The sequence below is a fragment of the Parabacteroides sp. KHUB-02 genome, assembly GCF_056640955.1.
Genome location: NZ_JBWQEV010000002.1, coordinates 320744 through 339381, shown reverse-complemented (window position 1 = coordinate 339381; position 18638 = coordinate 320744). Strand labels below are relative to the sequence as shown.

Below are 18638 nucleotides of genomic sequence, written 5' to 3'. Positions count from 1 at the left end.
CGAATAGTTTCGTTGTTACCCAACGGTGGCCGGAAATACGTTCGTACGGCCGATGGCGGGTATCCGTACGGCTGTCCTCTTGTAGCTGCCCGGCCGCGTGTCCGCGTTTATGCGGATACGGTAAACGAGCTACGGGAATGTCAACACGAAGGTAGTCTGCCGTTGGGCCGGGTTGCTTCTCAACGCGATGCTGCCGCCGGACAGGCGCATGATCTGTCGTGAGATGGACAGCCCGATACCGCTTCCACCTTCTTTCGTGGTGAAGAACGGCACGAATATATGCTCGGCTTCCTCGGGGGGGATGATGGGGCCGTTGTTCGTCACTTCTAGGATAACGGCCTCGTTGGGGTCGCAATACGCCTTGAACAAGATAAGGCCGTTTTCTTGCTCGTGCCCGATCGCTTGCATGGCGTTCTTCAAGAGGTTCAAGACTACTTGCGTGATCAGGTTCTCGTCGGCGTAGACGATCAAGTCCTTCGGTTCCACGTCGATGCGAATGGTTATGTTCGGGTAATTATTGTGGTGGCGGGCCAACCGCGTGAGCCGTTCGGCGAATTTGTTGACGTAGAATAAAGAGGGCTGAGGCGTCGGTATATGCGTAAACTTACGGTAAGACTCGACGAACGCGATCAAGCTCTTTCCGGTAGAGCTGATTACCTCCAAGCCGCCCCGTATCTCCTCGTCGACATTCTGGTGGAGGGAAAGCAAGGTGTCGCTCAAGGAGGTGATAGGGGTGACGGAGTTCATGATCTCATGGGTCAAGACCCGTGTCAGTCGTATCCATGACTCGATCTCCTTATCGTCCAGCTCGCTGTTGATATCATTGATCGCGATGATGCGGACGTGTTTCTCTTGGAGCGTCATCTCGGAGACACGGACCGAGAGATGTACCGTACCCCGCTCGTTGATAAAGGAGATCTGATGTTTCTCGCCGGGACGAACGTCGCTGATGAGGCGCTCTAGATTCTCGTCGATACGTCCGAGCTGGCGGGCATGGGTAAAGACTGTCAATCCCAGCAGTCGCAAGGCCTCGTTGTTTGTCTGGAAAATATTGCCCTTATCATCTTCTACGATGATACCCGTATTCACTTGGTTCATGATCAACTCGTAATATTTCTCTTTCTGGATCGCCTCGGCTTTCGCTTGAAAAAGTATTTGGGTGATGCGGTTTAAGGAGTCGCTAACCAGCTTGTCGTTGGAGGAGCGCCCCCGGGTAGCGTACTTGAAAGCGTAATCGCTATTGTCGATCGCGTCGAACATGAAGGCTACCTTTTGCGCGTTCCGCTTGAACAAAAGGCTGATGCCCCGCAAGGCAGCCAGCCATCCGATGCCTAAGAACAGGAACCACCCCCATTCTTCCGCCAAGGCCAAGTAGGTGAGTGCCGCCGTCAGCCCGATAGCGAGGGCGAGGCGGAAGGTGAGGCTGTAATAAATGCCTTTAAAGTTCATACCGCTTGATCTTATTATAAAGCGTTTGCCGTGAGATACCCAACTGGTTCGCCACGAGCGAGAGATTGCCGCCGAATTTATCCATGGCGGCCTTGATCATAGTATACTCCATTTCCTCGAGCGTAGTGATGTCATTCTTGACGGGCGCCTCCCGCTTACGAGGGAAATCGAAATTGCTGCCATCTAAAGTATCACCGTCGGCGATGATAATCGCTTTCTCCACGGTATGTTCCAGTTCGCGGATATTACCCAGCCAAGGTTGGGCTTTCAGCTTTTCCTTGGCGTCGTCGGTGAGGGCCATGGGCTTTTTACCGTAGATATTGGTATATTTCGTGATGAATATCTCGGTAAGCGGTACGATATCCTCCGGCCGCTCCCTCAAGGGCGGGATCTCTACGTGTATCGTATTGATACGATACAGCAAGTCCTCGCGGAATTGCTCTTTCTGTACCATCTCCTGCAAGTCCCGGTTCGTGGCGCAGATCAAGCGGATATTGATGGGGATCGGGGTATTGCTACCTACCCGTACGATGCTCCGGCGTTGCAAGGCGGTCAGTAATTTGGCTTGCAGATGATAAGACAGGTTACCGATCTCGTCGAGGAACAAGCTTCCGTTGTTCGCTACCTCGAACTTACCGGGGCGATCCGTCCGGGCGTCGGTGAAGGCCCCTTTTACGTGGCCGAATAACTCGCTCTCGAACAGCGTCTCCGTGATAGCGCCCATATCCACCGGTACCATGGCCTCATCCTTGCGGGGGGATAGCAGGTGTATTTCCCGGGCCAGCATTTCCTTACCGGTTCCGTTCTCTCCCGTGATTAATAGATTGGCGTCTGTCTTGGCTACTTTCTCTATCAGCATCCGTAGTTGCTGCATGGCGTTGCTGTCTCCCCAGAACATACCGCTTTCCTTGGATACCAACTGCTTGTTGCCGACACCGCCTTTATGATTGGCCGAGCGGATTTGGTAAGCGGCTTGCAAGGTTTCCAATAATTTGGCGTTGTCCCAAGGCTTTACCACGAAATCGGTGGCTCCTTCCTTGATTCCTCTTACCGCCAGATCGATGTCGGCGTAGGCGGTAAAGAGAACGACTTGTATCGAGGGATAAGCCTTCTTGATCTCGGAGAGCCAGAACAGCCCCTCGTTGCCGCTGTTTATACCGGCGCTGAAATTCATGTCGAGCAATACGACATCCACGTTCTCGTCGTGCAGCGTGTTTTTTATCTTGTTCGGGGTAGAGATGGTGATAACCTTCTCGAAGCAAGTTCCTAACAGCATTTGTACGGCGGTCAGGATACCTTTATTATCATCCACAACTAGTATAGTGCCTTGTTTTGCCATGTCATGTCCATTTATACGGGCAAAGATACTCGATCTGGTCGATACTTCCTAAACCAGATACACCCTATTTCTGTTTCATATACCGTATGGATAAAGAAATAACGAATATAAATGGTCAGACGGGAGGGAATATCCCGGATGGCTTGCCAATCCCTAGCCGTTATTGGGCGATCCTAGCGATTGGGCTTGGTGTTACCGTGTCGGTGTTGGATGGGGCGATCGCAAACGTGGCTTTACCTACGATTGCCGGCGATCTCCATACGAGTCCGTCTGCTTCTATATGGGTGGTGAACGCTTATCAGTTGGCGATCACGATTTCTTTACTGTCGTTATCGTCGATGGGAGAGATCTGGGGGTATCGGAAGGTGTATACGATCGGGTTGCTGTTATTTAGCTGTACCTCTTTGGCCTGCGCTTTATCCGATTCCTTGTTTACGCTGATTATCGCCCGTACGCTACAAGGTTTTGGCGCCGCTGCCATAGCGAGCGTGAATACGGCCTTGATCCGTATTATTTATCCCAAACGTTTTCTGGGGCGAGGTATGGGGATTAATGCCTTGGTGGTATCCGTATCGGCCGCCGCTGGTCCTACGATAGCCGCCGGTATATTGTCCGTGGGGAACTGGCCTTGGTTGTTCGCTATAAATATCCCGATAGGTATTACCGCTTTGATATTGAGCTTTAAGTTCTTGCCGCAAAATCCGGTGAAGGCTGTCGGACGTAAGTTTGATGTTACGGCGGCACTCATGAACGCGCTGACATTCGGTTTGGTGATAGCGATTATCGAGGCGTTCACGCATGATGTACATATCTCATTGATAATAGCGGCGATTGTTATCGTATTGTTCTGTGGGTATTTCTATATCCGGAGAGAGGAACGGCAGGCCTATCCATTATTGCCGATAGACTTGCTGCGTATTCCTCTTTTTACCCTTTCTATCATTACGTCTGTGTTTTCTTTCATCGCTCAGATGCTGGCTATGGTCTCTTTCCCGTTTTTCTTGCAGCGGGTACTGGGACGCGATGAGGTGGCGACCGGCTTATTATTGACTCCTTGGCCTTTGGCGACAATGGTGTGCGCCCCTTTGGCCGGGATCTTGTCGGAGAAAATGAATGCCGGGGTCTTGAGTGGTATCGGGTTGATTATCTTCTCGGGAGGGTTGTTCTCGTTGGCGGAATTACCGGCGCATCCTTCCGATCTGGATATTATCTGGCGCATGGCGCTTTGCGGTTGTGGCTTCGGGTTGTTCCAGACTCCTAACAATAGCCTCATGATCGGGGCCGCTCCGGAAAGTAGGAGTGGAGGGGCTAGTGGTATGTTGGGTACGGCCCGTTTGCTGGGACAAACTTGCGGGGCTTCGCTGGTAGCCTTGATGTTTAAGTTATTTCCCGGCCATAGCATGCCCGCGGCGTTATGGCTGGGAAGTGTGTTGGCCTTGATCGGGGCGGTTATTAGTTTCTCCCGGATCAATCGTAAGGCTTGATCGGATTAGGCGAGATGCGATTTTACCTGCATTTTCGCCCGGTATCCCAGCAGGCATACGGAGCATAAGAAGCCTAATGGGTAAGCCATCCAAATCCCGGCGATACCCCAATGGAACGTGAATCCCAATAGATATCCGGCAGGTATGGCTATGATGAAATAAGCGAGAAACGAGATCCACATAATCGCTTTCACGTCGGCTAGCCCTCGTAAGGAGTTCGCTAAAATGATTTGTGCGCTGTCTCCTATTTGATAGAGCATCAATATGGGGAGTAGTGTCTTCACGATTGCGTTGACATGAAGATTATCCGTAAATATCAATCCAAGCCCGGATTGGGTCATGAATAAGGTGGTGCAGACAATACAAACGACAATAAGCCCCAGATGAAGCCCGGCAATGGTGATCTTACGCACCATATACCAGTCGTTCGCCCCTTTATAATAACTGGTACGAATCGCTACGGCGGCTCCAAGACCTAAATAGATGGTAAAACTGATCGTTGATATGGTAATGGCTATTTGATGGGCGGCAAGCTCAAGGCTACCCAGCCAACCCACCATGATGGCGGTGACGCAGAATGTTCCCGCTTCCAAGCCTTGTTGTAGACTGATCGGCCAGCCTATGGAATTCAGCCTTCTCCAACTCTGCTTATTGATACGAATATGGGTGAAACCTTTCCGGTAAGGCTTATAGTCGGTTCGCAGCATGAATACGGCGATGAAAAGCAATAGCATGATGATACGCGAGATAAAGGTGCTTATACCTGCCCCGAGCAGTCCGAGTTCCGGCATTCCGCATTTTCCGTAAATGAGGATATAGTTGCCGATGATATTCAGCAGATTCCCTGTCAATAGAACCCACATGGATATGGATGGGTTGGCTATGCCTTCCACGAATTGACGGAATGAATTATAAAGCATTACGAATAGGATCGAGACTAATGAGACTGCGAAATAAGGTCTTATCAATGGCAAGAGTTCTTCGGGTTGGCCTAAAGAGTCTAGGTTTAGGTAAATCCCCAGTAAGACGGCTATCAATAATAAGGTGGTAGTCATATTGGCAACCAGACTGTTTTTGAGCCAGCCTCCGATCACGATCTTTTTATTCATCGCTAAATTCTGTCCGATCAGCGGGGTAAGATTATAGGAGAATCCAGTTCCCATTATGATAAACGCATTTATTACATTATTGACGAACGATGCCGCCGCTAGTTCCTCCGTACTGTGCTGTCCCACCATGATGGTGTCTGCCAATCCGGTGATGATAGCCCCCAATTGTCCGATGATGATAGGTACCCCTAGCATTACTAAGGATTTATAATATTGTTTGTAACCCGCTATTCTATTGTACATATGTATTGTTCTGTTATTAATGATGGTGTAAAAATCCTTGATCGTATATACCGGATATACGATAGAGTTGTTCTAAATGAAAATGTAAAGATAAATTAGAAGGAATAGGGTGCGGATACGGTAGAACCTCTCGTAGTCCAATGGACGAACAAGATGCTTTTAGTCGTAAAAAAATAATATTCGAATTTACAGCTCATACCTCTTCTTAGATTTAGCGGTGCAAAATTACGTAAAATCACTGGAATCCGCAAACCTTCAAAATTACCTTTGTTTTTGGGATCGCACTTTTTTTATATCTTTACGGTTATAAGATAAATGAATGATTATGGATCAGTTCGTAGAACAATTAAGGCAGGTGTCTCCTTTATCAGATGAGATCGTGGGGCAGTTGTTGGAAGAAATGAAAGAGGTTTCTTTTGCTAAGGGAGAATTATCGATCCGGGAGGGAGAAAGAGATCCGTTTGTTTGGTTCGTGAAAACCGGATTGGTCCGGGCTTTCGTGGAGCGTGAGGGGAAAGATATCTCGTTATGGTTCGCCTCAGATAGCGAGGTGATCAATTTTGTTTATCGGGATATCTCCGCCTATAATGTTCAAATGGTGGAGAATACGACATTATTGAGAATACCGAAAACGAAATTGGATTACCTATGCCGGAGCTCCCTTGAGTTGGCCAATTGGGGATTGAAAATACAAGATTACTATCTTCGGGAATATGAGAACTATTTTATAAACGATAGCTGGATGGAAGCTCGTGAGCAATATGAGTCATTGCTGAAAACCCGTCCGGACTTGATCTTGAAACTACCCTTGAAACATATCGCCTCTTATTTACAGATAACCCCACAGTCATTGAGCCGTATCCGTGCTTCTGTAAAAAAATAGGGAAAAGTCATTATTTATCATAGGGTAATTTTTCTTGTTTTCAATAGCCATATCTTTGCGTCGTTAAAAACGTGAAGTGGATAATATGAAAATGAGTGGAGAAAAGGCGATCCATCGCCAAGAGTTGGAGCGTGGTTTACTAACCCAAAAGATTTCAAGACTATTTCTGAAATATACGATACCGGGAGTAGCCGGCCTATTATTCCTCGGGATTCAGTCGGTGATCGATGGTGTGATATTAGGGCGGTTTGTCGGGGCGAACGCTTTGGCCAGCGTGAATCTGATCTTACCTTGCTATAGTTTGATGACGGCTTTGTCTATCGTGATAGGAGTAGGGTGTCAGACCTTGATCGGTATAAACCTCGGACGTTCGGATCGGCAAGAGGCGAATAACGCTATAACTACTTCGTTCTTGTTTCTTGGAGGAATATCCGTTTTGATTAGCGGGTTGATTTATATATTCGCCGGAGATATCGCCCGTATGTTAGGTGCGAATGACGTATTGGTTACGGGAGCCGTGGACTATATTCGTTCCCTTGTCCCGTTTTTCCCTTTATTATCATTGATGTTCTTAGGAGATTATATGATTAAGGCGATGGGGCATCCGCTTTATGCCATGATCGTAATGGGAAGTACGGTGTTGATTAATATCGGTCTGGATCTTTTGTTTATCCCGGTAATGGGTTTAGGGATTAAGGGGGCGGGATTGGCTACAGGCTTGGCCTTTACCTTGGGAGCGCTGTTCAATATTCCCCGGATGTTCCAGCGAGGGCAAGTCGTAGCGGTACAAAGAGGACGTTTCCGTTGGCCTTTGGTCTGGAATGCGTTATACAATGGCTCTTCGGAAGGAATATCCGAGCTATCTGCCGGAATCACAATTTTTTTGTTCAATATAACGATGATGCGATATTTAGGAGAGCATGGAGTCGCCGCCTTTACGGCGATTAACTATATCTTGTTTATCGCCACCACGGTATTCTTAGGGATATCCGATGGAATTATACCGATTATCAGTTATAATTTCGGGGCGGGAAGATTGGACCGGATCGAGAAAGTGCTGAGATTAGCAGGGCGTGTTAATTTTATGATAGGTATAACGTTATTCGCCATCTTATTCTTTTTCGGGCAACAGATCACGTCCTTTTTCTTTAAGGGAGGAGAGGCTTTGGACGCTTTGGCGATCGCTAATTACGGCATAACGATTTATTGCTTCACCTTCTTGATGAGTGGGCTGAATATATTGGCCTCCAGTTATTTCACGGCTATCGGCAACGCTAAGCTGTCGGTTGTTATCTCTATGCTGCGTAGCTTGGTATTCGTAACCTTTGGTATTATCGTTTATCCTTCTTTATTCGGCATCCAAAGTATTTGGTATAATGTACCGGTGGCGGAGTTGTGTACGTTATTTATCTCCTTTATGTTGGTAAGGAGAGAACTTTTAAAAGAGGCCGTGCTGAAAAATTAATCAGCACAACCTTCTTAATTTCTTATTCGATATTCTTCCGTATCTTGGTCAGATACTCTTTCATCTTCTCGGAATCCTTATCCTTGATGATTTCTTGCAAGATATGCAATTCCTCTTGTATCCGTTCGATTTGGCGAGGGGTACGGGGGTTGAAAAGGATCTCGGTCAATAGATAATCGTCCTCGGACAGAAGGCCGCGGGCGATTTTCATATGGCGTTTGAACGTCGTACCCGGAGCATCCTGATGCTTCATCGTAGCGGCAAATACCATAGTGGAGGCGAAAGGGATACCTAGTGAGTAGGCTACCACTTTATCGTGCTCCTCGAACGTGTATTCGCAGATATGCAGGCGGAGGCTGGAATAAATATCCTTGAAGAAGATCTTGCCCAGATGATCGCCCTCGGAGATAATAATCGTATTCTCTTTCTCCAGTTGTCCCAGATTAGCGAATGTCGGTCCGAACATCGGGTGAGTGGAGACATACGGGAAACCGCATGTCTCATAAAACTCCTTTAAATAAGTCTTCACGGAAGCGATATCGGAAATAATGCAATACGGTTGCAAGTAAGGCATTACGGCCTTGAAAGCCTCTATCGTGTAACTTAACGTCACGCAGTTGATGACCAACTCGGGATTAAAATCCTTAACCTCTTCCGGGTTTTGTAGGCGAAGGGCGTTATAGATAAAACGCATACGTTTCGGATCTTTCTCCAATACGGCTACCTCATGATCAAAACTAAGCAGGTCGGTGAAGAAAGAACCCATCTTTCCTGCGCCTAAAATCAATATTTTCATCTTATAAATTATTGTTCGTTCATGATAATCATTTGCTGGCGCACGGATTCCTCATGGATCTCCTTCAAGATCTCCTTTACAAAGTCCGGGCTCAGGTCCATTTGTTCACCCATGCTGGAGCGTTTCTCTAAGATCTCGCTGTAGCGGGGAGACTGTAAGATCGGCATATTGTGCTCTTTCTTATAAACGCCGATCTCCTTGGAGATACGCATACGTTTAGCCAAAAGTTCCAATAATTGTTCGTCGATACCATCGATCTGGCGGCGAAGAGCGGTCAGGTTCTCGGTAGTCTGGTTTACGTCACGGATCACCAATAGGTTCAATACGTAATCCAATACATCCGGGGTGATTTGCTGGGAAGCGTCGCTCCATGCGCAATCCGGGTTACAATGAGACTCTACGATTAAGCCGTCGAAACTCAAGTCCATCGCTTGCTGGCAAAGTGGGGCTACCAACTCACGCTTACCACCAATGTGACTAGGATCACAGAAAATAGGCAGGTCCGGCATACGGCGGCGAAGCTCGATAGGAATATGCCACAACGGAAGGTTACGGTAGATCTTCTTGTCGTATGAGCTGAAACCTCTATGGATAGCACCCAAACGATGAATGCCCGCTCCGTACAAACGCTCGAACGCTCCGATCCACAACTCCAAATCCGGGTTAACCGGGTTCTTGATCAATACAGGTACATCAACCCCTTTTAACGCGTCGGCGATCTCTTGGACAGCGAATGGATTTACCGTCGTACGTGCTCCGATCCAAAGGATATCGATACCGGCTTTCAATGCCTCGAATACATGATCTTTAGTCGCTACCTCGGTAGATACCAGCATGCCGGTCTCTTTTTTCACTTTCTTCAACCAAGCCAATCCCTCGGCTCCGATGCCCTCGAATCCACCCGGTTTCGTACGAGGCTTCCAAATACCCGCACGGAATATCTTAACGCCTCTGGAGGCTAATCCTTGGGCTGTTTCTAACACTTGCTCTTCTGTCTCGGCGCTACAAGGGCCTGCGATTACGATAGGACGTTGTGTGTCAACTCCCGGTAATGCTAACGGTTCAATCTTCATTTCCATCTTTGTGATCTATATTTTAATTTTCAATTATCAATTATAAATTCTCGATTCTTCTCAAGGCTTCTTCTAAAGTCTCGTTCTTGCAGCAAAGGGATATACGGATATAACGCTCGCCACGGCTACCGAAGATAAATCCCGGCGTAAGGAATACGTTTGCCTCGTATAGCACCTTGTTGGCGATTGCCTCGCCGCTCTCGGCGGAGTCGGGGATACGTCCCCAAAGGAACATACCTACTTGGTTCTCGTCGTACTCGCATCCCAAAGTACGCATGATTTGTCCGGCAAGGTCCCGGCGGCTGCGATAGACACGGTTCATGTTATCGTACCAGTCTTTCTTTGCGCTTAGGGCCTCTACCGCCGCATATTGCATCGGCTTGAACTGTCCGGAGTCGATATTGCTTTTTACCTTCAGTATCCATTGGACGAATTGGGCGTTGGAAGCCAGCATCGCCATACGCCAACCCGGCATATTATGAGCCTTACTCATGGAGTTCATCTCTATACAGATCTCTTTGGCTCCCGGTATGCTTAAGATACTTAGCGGATGCTCATTCAAGATGAAGCTATACGGGTTATCGTTACATATAATAATACCGTGTTTCCGGCCGAAGGCCACTAGCTTCTCGTATAGCTCTACGCTAGCGTTCGCCCCGGTGGGCATATTCGGGTAATTGGTCCACATCAGCTTTACGTTGGAAAGATCCATTTTCTCCAGTTCCTCGAAATCCGGTTGCCATCCCAGTTCCTCTTTCAGCTCGTAAGGGATCAAACGGGCCTCTACCAGTTTGCTGACGGAACTATATGTCGGATATCCCGGGTTCGGAACCAGTACGCCATCCCCCGGATTCAAGAATGCCAGCGAGATATGCAAGATACCTTCTTTGGAGCCGATGAGCGGTTGGATCTCTGTTTTCGGGTCCAAGTCTACGTCGTACCACGTCTTGTACCAGTCGGCGAATCCCTTACGCAGTTCCGGTATGCCCACGTACGGCTGATAACCGTGCTCGTTCGCTTTGCGGGCATGTTCACACAACGTCTCGATGGTCTGTTCCGAAGGTGGAAGGTCGGGGCTGCCTACGCCAAGGTTAATGACGTTCTTGCCTGCGGCGTTCATCTCGGCTACTTCCTTCAGTTTCTTGGAGAAGTAGTATTCCTGTACGCTACCTACACGGTTAGCGGGTGTAATGTTACACACTTTGTCTTCCTTCTGCATATTCGCCTAATATTTTTAAGTCTTTTGTTAACGGTCTGATAGCGTCCAATGCTTGTTTGTAACGGGTAAAATCCGTGAAAGTAAGGTCGATGTAGAACAAGTATTCCCATTCACGCCCGATAATAGGCAAGGACTGTATTTTAGAAAGATTCATGTCGTAAAAAGAGAGAACGGAGAGGACTTTGGAAAGGCTGCCGGAGGTGTGGGGAAGAGCGAATACGAGAGAGGATTTGTTTTTATCGGTTCCTCGAAGCATCTCATCCGCCGTCCAGCGGTCCGCTATAGCGAGGAAGCGGGTGAAATTCCGTTTGTTAGTTTCGATCCCCTCGGCAAGGACTTCCATCTTGTAGATCTGGGCAGCCAGTTTCCCGCATATCGCCGCATGTCCTTTCAGTTGGTTTTCCGAGATCCACCGGGCACTCATGGCGGTATCTTCTTTCTCTACCACCTTGGCGTTGGGCAGAGTATCGAGGAAATCGGTACATTGCATCAACGCTATCGGATGGGAGTTGACCTCTGTTACCTCGTGTATCGAGGTTCCCGGAAGCGCTACCAAGGAATGGGAGATACGTAGCTTATACTCGCCGGTGACGCTCAGCCCGCTTTCACGGATCAGCTCATGGTTTTGAAGGAGGCTTCCCGCTATCGTATTCTCGATGGCCATCATGCCTAGTACGGACGGGTCTTTCTTGATTGTCGTGATAACATCCCGAAACGTATTGCAAGGGATGATTTCTATTTCTTCACCTTCATGATAATTACGGGCGGCGATGTCGTGATACGAACCGGCTATTCCCTGTATTGCTACTTTCTTTTTCATCTTGTTTCTCTATTTTACTCTAAACTGTTACAAACAAAAAAAGTCCCACCGAAACCGGCAGGACTTTATATTTTATTGATATTTATATTCAATCATCAACGCTTTACATACAAACTCCTGCCCTTACTCTGCTAAAGTAAAAGTAATAAAAGTAATATGTAAAGCTAAATCGATTCATTGTCTCTTTGTTTTTAAATACGCAGCAAAAGTAACGCTTTTTTGGAAACTACAAGCAAAAAGTGATATTTTTTTTCTGTTACATTTAATTTTTATCTTAACTGTTTCTGAACTTCTGTGGAGATACGCCTACGTACCGTTTAAAGTACTTACCGAAAAAGGATACATTCGGGAAGTTCAAGGAGTAAGATATCTCTTGGATAGTCAAGTCCGTAGCCATCAATTGCGATTTTGCGTCCATGATTATCATATCGGCTATGATATCGGATACGGAACGTCCGGTCTTTTGCTTGATGATCATGCAGAGGTGCTGGGGAGAAATTCTTAGTTGGCTGGCATAAAAAGCCGTTTGCCGCTTTGAGGTATAATTCTTCATCACCAGTTGGATGAATTTCTTGTGGATCTCGTCGCTACGGGTCGTTATCTTGTTAGGCCATGATTTCCCTTGATACAAATCGCTGATCCCATGGATCATGGTAAGCAGGATATGTTTCACCATCTCCCTGTTTATGGATTTCTCTTTCGCTTGTACCCGCTCTAGCAAATGGAAATAATCGTTAATGAAGTCCGCCCGGTCCTCACTCAGTGATATGATCGGATTCTCGTAGATAGTAGGTAAGGCGCTCATCGTAGACTTTATCATGTTCACGCAGTCCATGAACTCGGATGAGAATCCTATAAAGGAAAGGCGGAAACTCTCTTTCTGCTCACAGAACTGAATAATGCTTCCCGGCATCAAGGTGATGAAATCATTCGGTTTCAAAGTGTACTCTGTCAAGTTGATGGATGCCCTTAAATTTCCTTCAACGCATAAAGCGAAAATACCTGCTTTTAACCGGCAAGTCTGCTTGTAAAAGTTTAAGATTGCCTCGGTAATGTCGTTTCCTACGACATAATCCCGGGGCAAATCTAATTGTGGTAAGTTTGCGTTCATCCGTTATTTTATTAATGATCGAACACAAAAGTAGTAAAAGTGCTGTTGATTCACTTCTTAATTTAAAAATAGACCAATTAATCCTTGAATCAGACTTATTCCGCTTGTGCTTCCTTATTCCGTTTATGCAAGCTTTTCAGTTCGAAGGATAGCATGACACGGAATATACCTATTATTAATAAGGCGTAAGCGATCATGTAAACCAACGTGAAGGCCCCTAGGGCGGGTTGCCAGATAACACCGATGGAGCAAAGGATAGCCAAGATACCGAAGACCATGTACCAACCCCAGTTCCGTGTACCGTATCGTTTCAGGTCCATCGAGTAACCGGTTGCCGAGAAGCCTCTGAACATAAGCCAGAATGCCAAGACAAACGGAAGCACCTCCATGCTAAGTCCCGGGCTTGCCATCAAGAATATACCTAAGATCAAGTCGATAATACCTCCGGCCAAATACCATCCCCAACTGCTGATACCCTTTTTGTTCGCCAAGGCGAAAGCGATCTCGAACAAGCCGCTTACGAACATAGAGACGCTGAATAAGATACTAAGCGCTACGTAGCTCGCCAATGGCGCGAACATTAAATAAATAGCGACGATGATGTAAAGCAGTCCGACCAATAGTGACAACCACCAATTCTTGACCGCATAATCCATTTTATCAATAAATGTTTTCATATTGGATAATATTTGTATTGTAATTATCCAATTAACAAAGGGAAGGAAGAAAAAGTTCTGGGTATTTGTGGCTAGGATATCCTTAAAAACTTTGTCCTTTGGAAATTAATTCTTTTCTTTGACGTTTCAAATCAATATAGGTATATAAGTACGAGGATTATGATGAAAAATTTGATAGCGATAACTTGTTTTGTCGTGGCGTTGGTGTCTTGTAATAAGGTGGAACATAAGCTGGAAGGGAAATGGCAATTGAAAACCGTAGAGGCGAATGGGGTGGTCCAGACGGTGGATACGGTTTGGTATAACTTCCAGACCTCTTTGTTCGAGTACCAATTATATGACCCGGCAAAGGACGTATATCGTACGAATTTCGGTTATAAGACGTTGGAGGGAGATACGAGACTGGATCTGGAGTTGGTCAATTATGGAGGTACGCCTTTGGAACAATTCATGTGTTATACGGATTGGACCTCACCTAAACAAACTTTCACGATCGAGCAGTCATCTGTGACGAATCTGGTAATGAGCTGCGAAGGAAGAACGTATACGTTTAAGAAATTCTAAGATATCATGTGCTGTTTGATCTCAGTCCCTCATAAGGAGTACTCCAGTACTCCCTAAGAAGTACTGCGATACTCTTTGCGAAGTACTGGAGTACTTCTTACGAAGTACTCTCAGCGATGTTAGATCATGCGATCAAATCCGCTTCTATAGCTTGTGCCACCTTGATTAAATCGGCGGGGGCTATCTGTATCTGCAAGCCTCGTTGTCCGGCGCTTACATAGATCTTATCGAAGCCGGATGCCGTAGGATGGATATATGTAGGGAAATGCTTTTTCATGCCGATAGGCGAGCATCCTCCCCGGATATAACCGGTAAGCGGTAACAACTCTTTCACGGGGATCATCTCACATTTCTTGTTCCCGGATACCTTGGCCGCCTTTTTCAAGTCCACCTCGTCCGCTCCGGGGATCACGCATACGAAATAACCGCTCTTATCGCCATGTAAGATCAAGGTCTTGAATACTTGGGCGATATCTTCCCCTAGCTGCTCCGCTACATGCGTAGCGCTCAGGTCATTCTCATCTACTTCATAAGGCACGAGCTGGTAGGCGATCTTAGCCTTGTCCAGCAGGCGCGCCACGTTTGTCTTATTAATCTTCTCTTTCATCGTTTAGATCCCTTTCATGGATAATTGAACACGTTTTCTGGATAGGTCTACGCTTAGAACCTTCACCTTGACATGCTGATGGATGGAGACCACTTGGGTAGGATCGCTTACGAAACGATCCGCCAGCTCGGAGATATGGACAAGCCCGTTTTCCTTGATCCCTACATCGACGAAACAACCGAAGTTGGTGATGTTGGTCACGATACCGGGCAATACTTGCCCTTCTTTCAAATCCTCGATCGTTTTCACCGTAGGATCGAACGCGAATACTTGGATCGTTTGGCGGGGATCACGGCCCGGTTTATCCAGTTCCTCCATGATATCAAGCAAGGTAGGCATCCCGACCTTATCCGTAAGGTAGTCCGTTAGTTTTAGTTTCTTTTTAAGCGCTTTGTCGGTGATCAGGTCGGCTACCGAGCATTTTAGGTCCTTGGCCATCCGTTCGACGATCGGGTAGCTCTCGGGGTGTACGGCCGAGTTGTCCAACGGGTTCTTTCCGTCGGGTATCCGTAGGAATCCAGCGCTTTGCTCGAAAGCCTTCTCTCCCATACGGGGGACTTTCATCAGTTCTTTCCGGGAAGTGAAGGGTCCGTGCTCCGCCCGGTAATTCACGATGTTTTGCGCTAGCGTAGGGCCTAATCCCGAGATGTAAGTCAACAAATGCTTGCTCGCCGTATTCACGTTTACACCCACCAGATTCACGCAACTCTCCACGGTTTGATCCAGACTCTTTTTCAAGGCGTTTTGCTCTACGTCATGCTGGTATTGGCCGACACCGATACTCTTCGGGTCGATCTTGACCAACTCGGCCAAAGGGTCCATCAGCCGGCGACCGATGCTGACAGCTCCGCGTACCGTGACGTCGTATTCGGGAAACTCCTCCCTAGCGATCTTGGACGCGGAGTAGATAGAGGCTCCGTTCTCGCTGACTACGAACACTTGTACCTTGCGGTCGTATCGTATATTCGTGATGAACTGCTCAGTCTCACGACTGGCGGTACCATTACCGATGGCAATGGCATCTATGGCGTAAGTGGCTACTAACTGGGCGACCTTAGCGGCGGCTTTGCCCTTCTCGTTCTGGGGCGGATGCGGGAAGATCGCTTCGTTATGCAGTAAATTCCCCTGCGCATCCAGACAGACCAACTTACATCCGGTACGGTAGCCGGGGTCTACGCCTAATACCCGTTTTTGTCCCAAGGGAGGAGCGAGCAGCAATTGCCGGAGGTTCTCGGCAAATACCCGGATCGCCTCCTCATCGGCTTTCGCCTTGCTCTGGTTGGAGAACTCCGTCTCGATAGAGGGTTTCAGCAGGCGTTTGAAAGAATCGTCGACAGCTGTAGCCACTTGCTCGGAAACCTCTCCACGACCTTTTACGAAACGCCGGTTCAAGCGATCCAGACAAGATTCCGCGTCGGGAGAGATACTTACACGAAGGATACCTTCCGCCTCTCCCCGTCGGAGAGCCAATAAGCGATGGGAACTGGCCCGGTTTAAAGACTCGCTGAAATCAAAGTAATCCCGGTATTTAGCGCCTTCCTCTTCTTTCCCCTTGATCACTTTGGATGTGATCATGGCGGTATGAGCGAAAGAGTTACGTACGGTATTACGTGCCGATTCGTTCTCGTTAATCCATTCGGCGATAATGTCCCGTGCCCCTTGCAAGGCTTCTTCGGCGTTTTTCACTTCCCCCTTGATAAAACTCTTGATGCGTGCGGATAGGTTATTCTCGTTTTGCATCATAACGATCTTAGCCAAGGGCTCCAGTCCTTTTCGGCGTGCGATCTCCGCCTTGGTGACCCGTTTCGGTTTGTAAGGGAGATATAAATCCTCGATCTCGGTGCTATCCCAAGATTCCTCGATGCGTTTCCGGAGCTCGGGAGTAAGTTTCTCTTGCTCTTCTATCGTGGCGAGGATCGTTTCCTTTCGTTTGCTCAGTTCCGTCAGTTTATCCAGTTGATCTTTGATGGCACCGATTTGCACCTCGTCTAATCCTCCGGTCACCTCTTTCCGGTAACGACTTATAAAAGGTATGGTAGCGCCTTCGTTCAAGAGCCCGATTGTCCGTTCCACTTGTCCTTCCGGAATTTGTAGAAAACGGGCTATAAGCGTGTGAAATACGTTTGTCATATCTAGTTTTCTTAGAATTGGAGTACAAATATACGGTTTTGCTTATATTTTCGGTCGGGATACTCACTTCTTGGGCTTATTATTTGTATCTTTCATTAATTTTCAAGAATTTTACGGCCGGAATATTCAAGCCTTTGATTAAAAAAATCAACATGGAAGTTAATACTACGGAGAACAAAACTTTGGAACAGGATTATAGGGATTTAGCAGGATTGTTATCTAATATCGTGGACTCGTTGCCCATCTACTTTTTCGTGAAGGATACGGGTGATAATTTCAGGTACGTGTACTCCAGCCCTTTGATGAACCAACTTTACGGACGATATCATAATGATGTGGTCGGGAAAACAGATTTTGACCTATTTCTAGATCCGGTCGTCGCCCAATCTTTCAGGGATATGGACGAGGAGGTGGTGAAAACGGGTAAGATGCAGCGTTTCGTGGAGCAAATGATCGATCCGAAAGGTATCTTGCGTACTATGGATACGATGAAACTGCTAGCGCCCCGTGAGGATAAGCCTCCTTATTTAGTAGGGATTTCATGGGATATTACAAAGCAAAGGCAGGTCGAGGAGGAGTTGCATAGCTATAATAAGCGCTTGGCGCTCGCATGTCAAGCGGGTAAGATCTACCCGTGGCTTTGGGATCTGGTAAACGGTACGGCGGAGCTTTCCTTGGAAGAAAACGGCCAGATCAAGCATGTGCAGATCACCCACGCTAGTTTTACGGAGAAGATCCATCCGGATTACCGGAAGGTCTATGAGAATATTACAACCGCTTTCATGCGGGGCGAGATCGATTCCATGCGATTCAGTTTCCCTTGTCGTTATTTCTCGGATGAGTATGTATGGCTGGAGAAGATCGGTGAGGTCTATGAGGCCGATCCGGACGGCAAACCGATCCGCTCGATCGGAATCCTTCGGGATATGACCGTCGATAAACGGCACGAGGCGGATGTGCAGGCCAAGCGTTTGGCGGAAGAGAGCGACCGGATGAAGTCCGCTTTTATCGCTAACATGAGCCATGAGATACGTACCCCTTTAAATGCCATCGTCGGCTTTTCTACCTTATTGGCGGAGAGTGACGATGAGGAGGAAAAAAAGGAATATCTGAGGATCATAGAGAGTAGCAATGAGTTTTTGTTGCAGTTGATCGGTGATATCTTGGATATCTCGAAGATCGAGTCCGGAAAGATGGAGTTTATTTATACGACCCTGCGTTTGAGTGAGATATTCGCTCCCCAGCAGCAAGCTTTCGCCTTGAGAGTGGCCCCGGGTGTAAAGGTTATCTTTGAGTCGGACGGTAATGACTATTGTATTGTGTCGGAGAAGACCCGTTTGACTCAGGTTTTGACCAATTTCCTTTCCAACGCCGTGAAGTTCACCAGCTCGGGTTCTATACGGTTTGGTTATCGTTTGACCGATGATGGTATCTATGTCTACGTAACGGATACGGGTATGGGAATCAGTAAGGAGTCTCAAGCGAGCATATTCAATCGTTTCGTGAAATTGAACAGCTTTAAGCAAGGAACAGGATTAGGGCTTTCTATCTGCAAGACGATTATTGAGAAGTTGAAAGGTAAAATCGGGGTTGAGTCGGAGGAGGGAAAGGGCTCTACATTCTGGTTTACGATACCTTGCCAACCGATGAAAGTGAAATAAGACATTCA

The 18638-nt window shown here is 47.3% G+C and carries 16 protein-coding genes; 5 read left to right on the top strand and 11 right to left on the bottom strand.

From position 1 onward, the window contains the following. Window positions 1-129 precede the first annotated feature (129 nt). Together ACYIA1_RS21955 and ACYIA1_RS21950 are read right to left on the bottom strand one after the other, a co-directional pair. Entirely contained in the window at window positions 130-1449 is a 1320-nt protein-coding gene (locus tag ACYIA1_RS21955) for a sensor histidine kinase (RefSeq protein WP_048927419.1), read from the bottom strand. After that, complete coding sequence (locus ACYIA1_RS21950; protein WP_008771901.1) at window positions 1439-2788, bottom strand: sigma-54-dependent transcriptional regulator; 1350 nt, start codon at window positions 2786-2788, stop codon at window positions 1439-1441. The genes ACYIA1_RS21955 and ACYIA1_RS21950 overlap by 11 nt, the downstream gene beginning before the upstream one ends. Window positions 2789-2874: 86 nt before the next feature. On the opposite strand from ACYIA1_RS21950, the gene ACYIA1_RS21945 reads away from it, so the two are divergent. After that, window positions 2875-4272, top strand: a complete 1398-nt coding sequence (locus tag ACYIA1_RS21945) for an MFS transporter (protein ID WP_005856339.1) — start codon at window positions 2875-2877, stop codon at window positions 4270-4272. Window positions 4273-4277: 5 nt separating this feature from the next. Here ACYIA1_RS21945 and ACYIA1_RS21940 read toward each other — a convergent pair whose 3' ends face one another. Further along, window positions 4278-5624 carry an MATE family efflux transporter gene (locus ACYIA1_RS21940; RefSeq protein WP_036616726.1) on the bottom strand — a complete coding sequence of 449 codons (1347 nt, stop codon included), beginning with the start codon at window positions 5622-5624 and terminating at the stop codon, window positions 4278-4280. Between the two features lie 319 nt (window positions 5625-5943). On the opposite strand from ACYIA1_RS21940, the gene ACYIA1_RS21935 reads away from it, so the two are divergent. Further along, window positions 5944-6507, top strand: coding sequence for a Crp/Fnr family transcriptional regulator (locus ACYIA1_RS21935; protein WP_010182830.1), 564 nt, complete (start codon window positions 5944-5946; stop codon window positions 6505-6507). An 85-nt stretch (window positions 6508-6592) separates the two neighbouring features. Continuing rightward, window positions 6593-7972: an MATE family efflux transporter gene (locus ACYIA1_RS21930; RefSeq protein ID WP_122377601.1), complete on the top strand. Its 1380-nt coding sequence runs from the start codon at window positions 6593-6595 to the stop codon at window positions 7970-7972. Between the two features lie 22 nt (window positions 7973-7994). On the opposite strand, the gene ACYIA1_RS21925 is transcribed toward ACYIA1_RS21930, so the two are convergent. The 6 genes from ACYIA1_RS21925 to ACYIA1_RS21900 form a co-directional block, all read right to left on the bottom strand. Next, the gene (locus ACYIA1_RS21925; protein ID WP_005868245.1) at window positions 7995-8768 is read right to left on the bottom strand and encodes a prephenate dehydrogenase; all 774 of its coding nucleotides are present in this window, start codon (window positions 8766-8768) and stop codon (window positions 7995-7997) included. An 8-nt stretch (window positions 8769-8776) separates the two neighbouring features. Further along, a complete protein-coding gene (locus ACYIA1_RS21920; protein WP_005868246.1) occupies window positions 8777-9847 on the bottom strand; it encodes a bifunctional 3-deoxy-7-phosphoheptulonate synthase/chorismate mutase type II in 1071 nt (356 codons plus the stop codon). Window positions 9848-9881: 34 nt separating this feature from the next. Continuing rightward, entirely contained in the window at window positions 9882-11060 is a 1179-nt protein-coding gene (locus ACYIA1_RS21915; RefSeq protein WP_349195230.1) for a pyridoxal phosphate-dependent aminotransferase, read from the bottom strand. Further along, window positions 11035-11880 carry a prephenate dehydratase gene (locus ACYIA1_RS21910; protein WP_008771907.1) on the bottom strand — a complete coding sequence of 282 codons (846 nt, stop codon included), beginning with the start codon at window positions 11878-11880 and terminating at the stop codon, window positions 11035-11037. The genes ACYIA1_RS21915 and ACYIA1_RS21910 overlap by 26 nt, the downstream gene beginning before the upstream one ends. Before the next feature lie 274 nt (window positions 11881-12154). After that, the gene (locus ACYIA1_RS21905) at window positions 12155-12991 is read right to left on the bottom strand and encodes a helix-turn-helix domain-containing protein (RefSeq protein WP_480336389.1); all 837 of its coding nucleotides are present in this window, start codon (window positions 12989-12991) and stop codon (window positions 12155-12157) included. Window positions 12992-13086: 95 nt separating this feature from the next. Further along, window positions 13087-13668, bottom strand: coding sequence for an HdeD family acid-resistance protein (locus ACYIA1_RS21900; RefSeq protein ID WP_005856375.1), 582 nt, complete (start codon window positions 13666-13668; stop codon window positions 13087-13089). Window positions 13669-13827: 159 nt separating this feature from the next. Here ACYIA1_RS21900 and ACYIA1_RS21895 point away from each other — a divergent pair, with 159 nt between their 5' ends. Continuing rightward, window positions 13828-14232 carry a lipocalin-like domain-containing protein gene (locus ACYIA1_RS21895; protein WP_121961264.1) on the top strand — a complete coding sequence of 135 codons (405 nt, stop codon included), beginning with the start codon at window positions 13828-13830 and terminating at the stop codon, window positions 14230-14232. A gap of 124 nt (window positions 14233-14356) precedes the next feature. Here the strand turns inward: ACYIA1_RS21895 and ybaK are convergent, their stop codons facing one another. Beyond that, window positions 14357-14839, bottom strand: a complete 483-nt coding sequence (gene ybaK, locus ACYIA1_RS21890; RefSeq protein WP_005856380.1) for a Cys-tRNA(Pro) deacylase — start codon at window positions 14837-14839, stop codon at window positions 14357-14359. A 3-nt stretch (window positions 14840-14842) separates the two neighbouring features. Then, on the bottom strand, window positions 14843-16969 hold the full coding sequence (locus ACYIA1_RS21885; protein ID WP_005868256.1) for a Tex family protein: 2127 nt from the start codon (window positions 16967-16969) through the stop codon (window positions 14843-14845). 152 nt (window positions 16970-17121) lie between these two features. Between ACYIA1_RS21885 and ACYIA1_RS21880 the strand changes: the two genes are divergently transcribed. Continuing rightward, window positions 17122-18630, top strand: a complete 1509-nt coding sequence (locus tag ACYIA1_RS21880; RefSeq protein WP_022192859.1) for a sensor histidine kinase — start codon at window positions 17122-17124, stop codon at window positions 18628-18630. The last annotated feature ends 8 nt before the right edge of the window (window positions 18631-18638 follow it).

Bases quoted from the DNA above. Each gene is read 5' to 3' on its own strand.
- ACYIA1_RS21955 (WP_048927419.1), bottom strand. From the start codon at position 1,449: ATGAACTTTAAAGGCATTTATTACAGCCTCACCTTCCGCCTCGCCCTC.
- ACYIA1_RS21950 (WP_008771901.1), bottom strand. From the start codon at position 2,788: ATGGCAAAACAAGGCACTATACTAGTTGTGGATGATAATAAAGGTATC.
- ACYIA1_RS21945 (WP_005856339.1), top strand. From the start codon at position 2,875: ATGGATAAAGAAATAACGAATATAAATGGTCAGACGGGAGGGAATATC.
- ACYIA1_RS21940 (WP_036616726.1), bottom strand. From the start codon at position 5,624: ATGTACAATAGAATAGCGGGTTACAAACAATATTATAAATCCTTAGTA.
- ACYIA1_RS21935 (WP_010182830.1), top strand. From the start codon at position 5,944: ATGATTATGGATCAGTTCGTAGAACAATTAAGGCAGGTGTCTCCTTTA.
- ACYIA1_RS21930 (WP_122377601.1), top strand. From the start codon at position 6,593: ATGAAAATGAGTGGAGAAAAGGCGATCCATCGCCAAGAGTTGGAGCGT.
- ACYIA1_RS21925 (WP_005868245.1), bottom strand. From the start codon at position 8,768: ATGAAAATATTGATTTTAGGCGCAGGAAAGATGGGTTCTTTCTTCACC.
- ACYIA1_RS21920 (WP_005868246.1), bottom strand. From the start codon at position 9,847: ATGGAAATGAAGATTGAACCGTTAGCATTACCGGGAGTTGACACACAA.
- ACYIA1_RS21915 (WP_349195230.1), bottom strand. From the start codon at position 11,060: ATGCAGAAGGAAGACAAAGTGTGTAACATTACACCCGCTAACCGTGTA.
- ACYIA1_RS21910 (WP_008771907.1), bottom strand. From the start codon at position 11,880: ATGAAAAAGAAAGTAGCAATACAGGGAATAGCCGGTTCGTATCACGAC.
- ACYIA1_RS21905 (WP_480336389.1), bottom strand. From the start codon at position 12,991: ATGAACGCAAACTTACCACAATTAGATTTGCCCCGGGATTATGTCGTA.
- ACYIA1_RS21900 (WP_005856375.1), bottom strand. From the start codon at position 13,668: ATGAAAACATTTATTGATAAAATGGATTATGCGGTCAAGAATTGGTGG.
- ACYIA1_RS21895 (WP_121961264.1), top strand. From the start codon at position 13,828: ATGATGAAAAATTTGATAGCGATAACTTGTTTTGTCGTGGCGTTGGTG.
- ybaK (WP_005856380.1), bottom strand. From the start codon at position 14,839: ATGAAAGAGAAGATTAATAAGACAAACGTGGCGCGCCTGCTGGACAAG.
- ACYIA1_RS21885 (WP_005868256.1), bottom strand. From the start codon at position 16,969: ATGACAAACGTATTTCACACGCTTATAGCCCGTTTTCTACAAATTCCG.
- ACYIA1_RS21880 (WP_022192859.1), top strand. From the start codon at position 17,122: ATGGAAGTTAATACTACGGAGAACAAAACTTTGGAACAGGATTATAGG.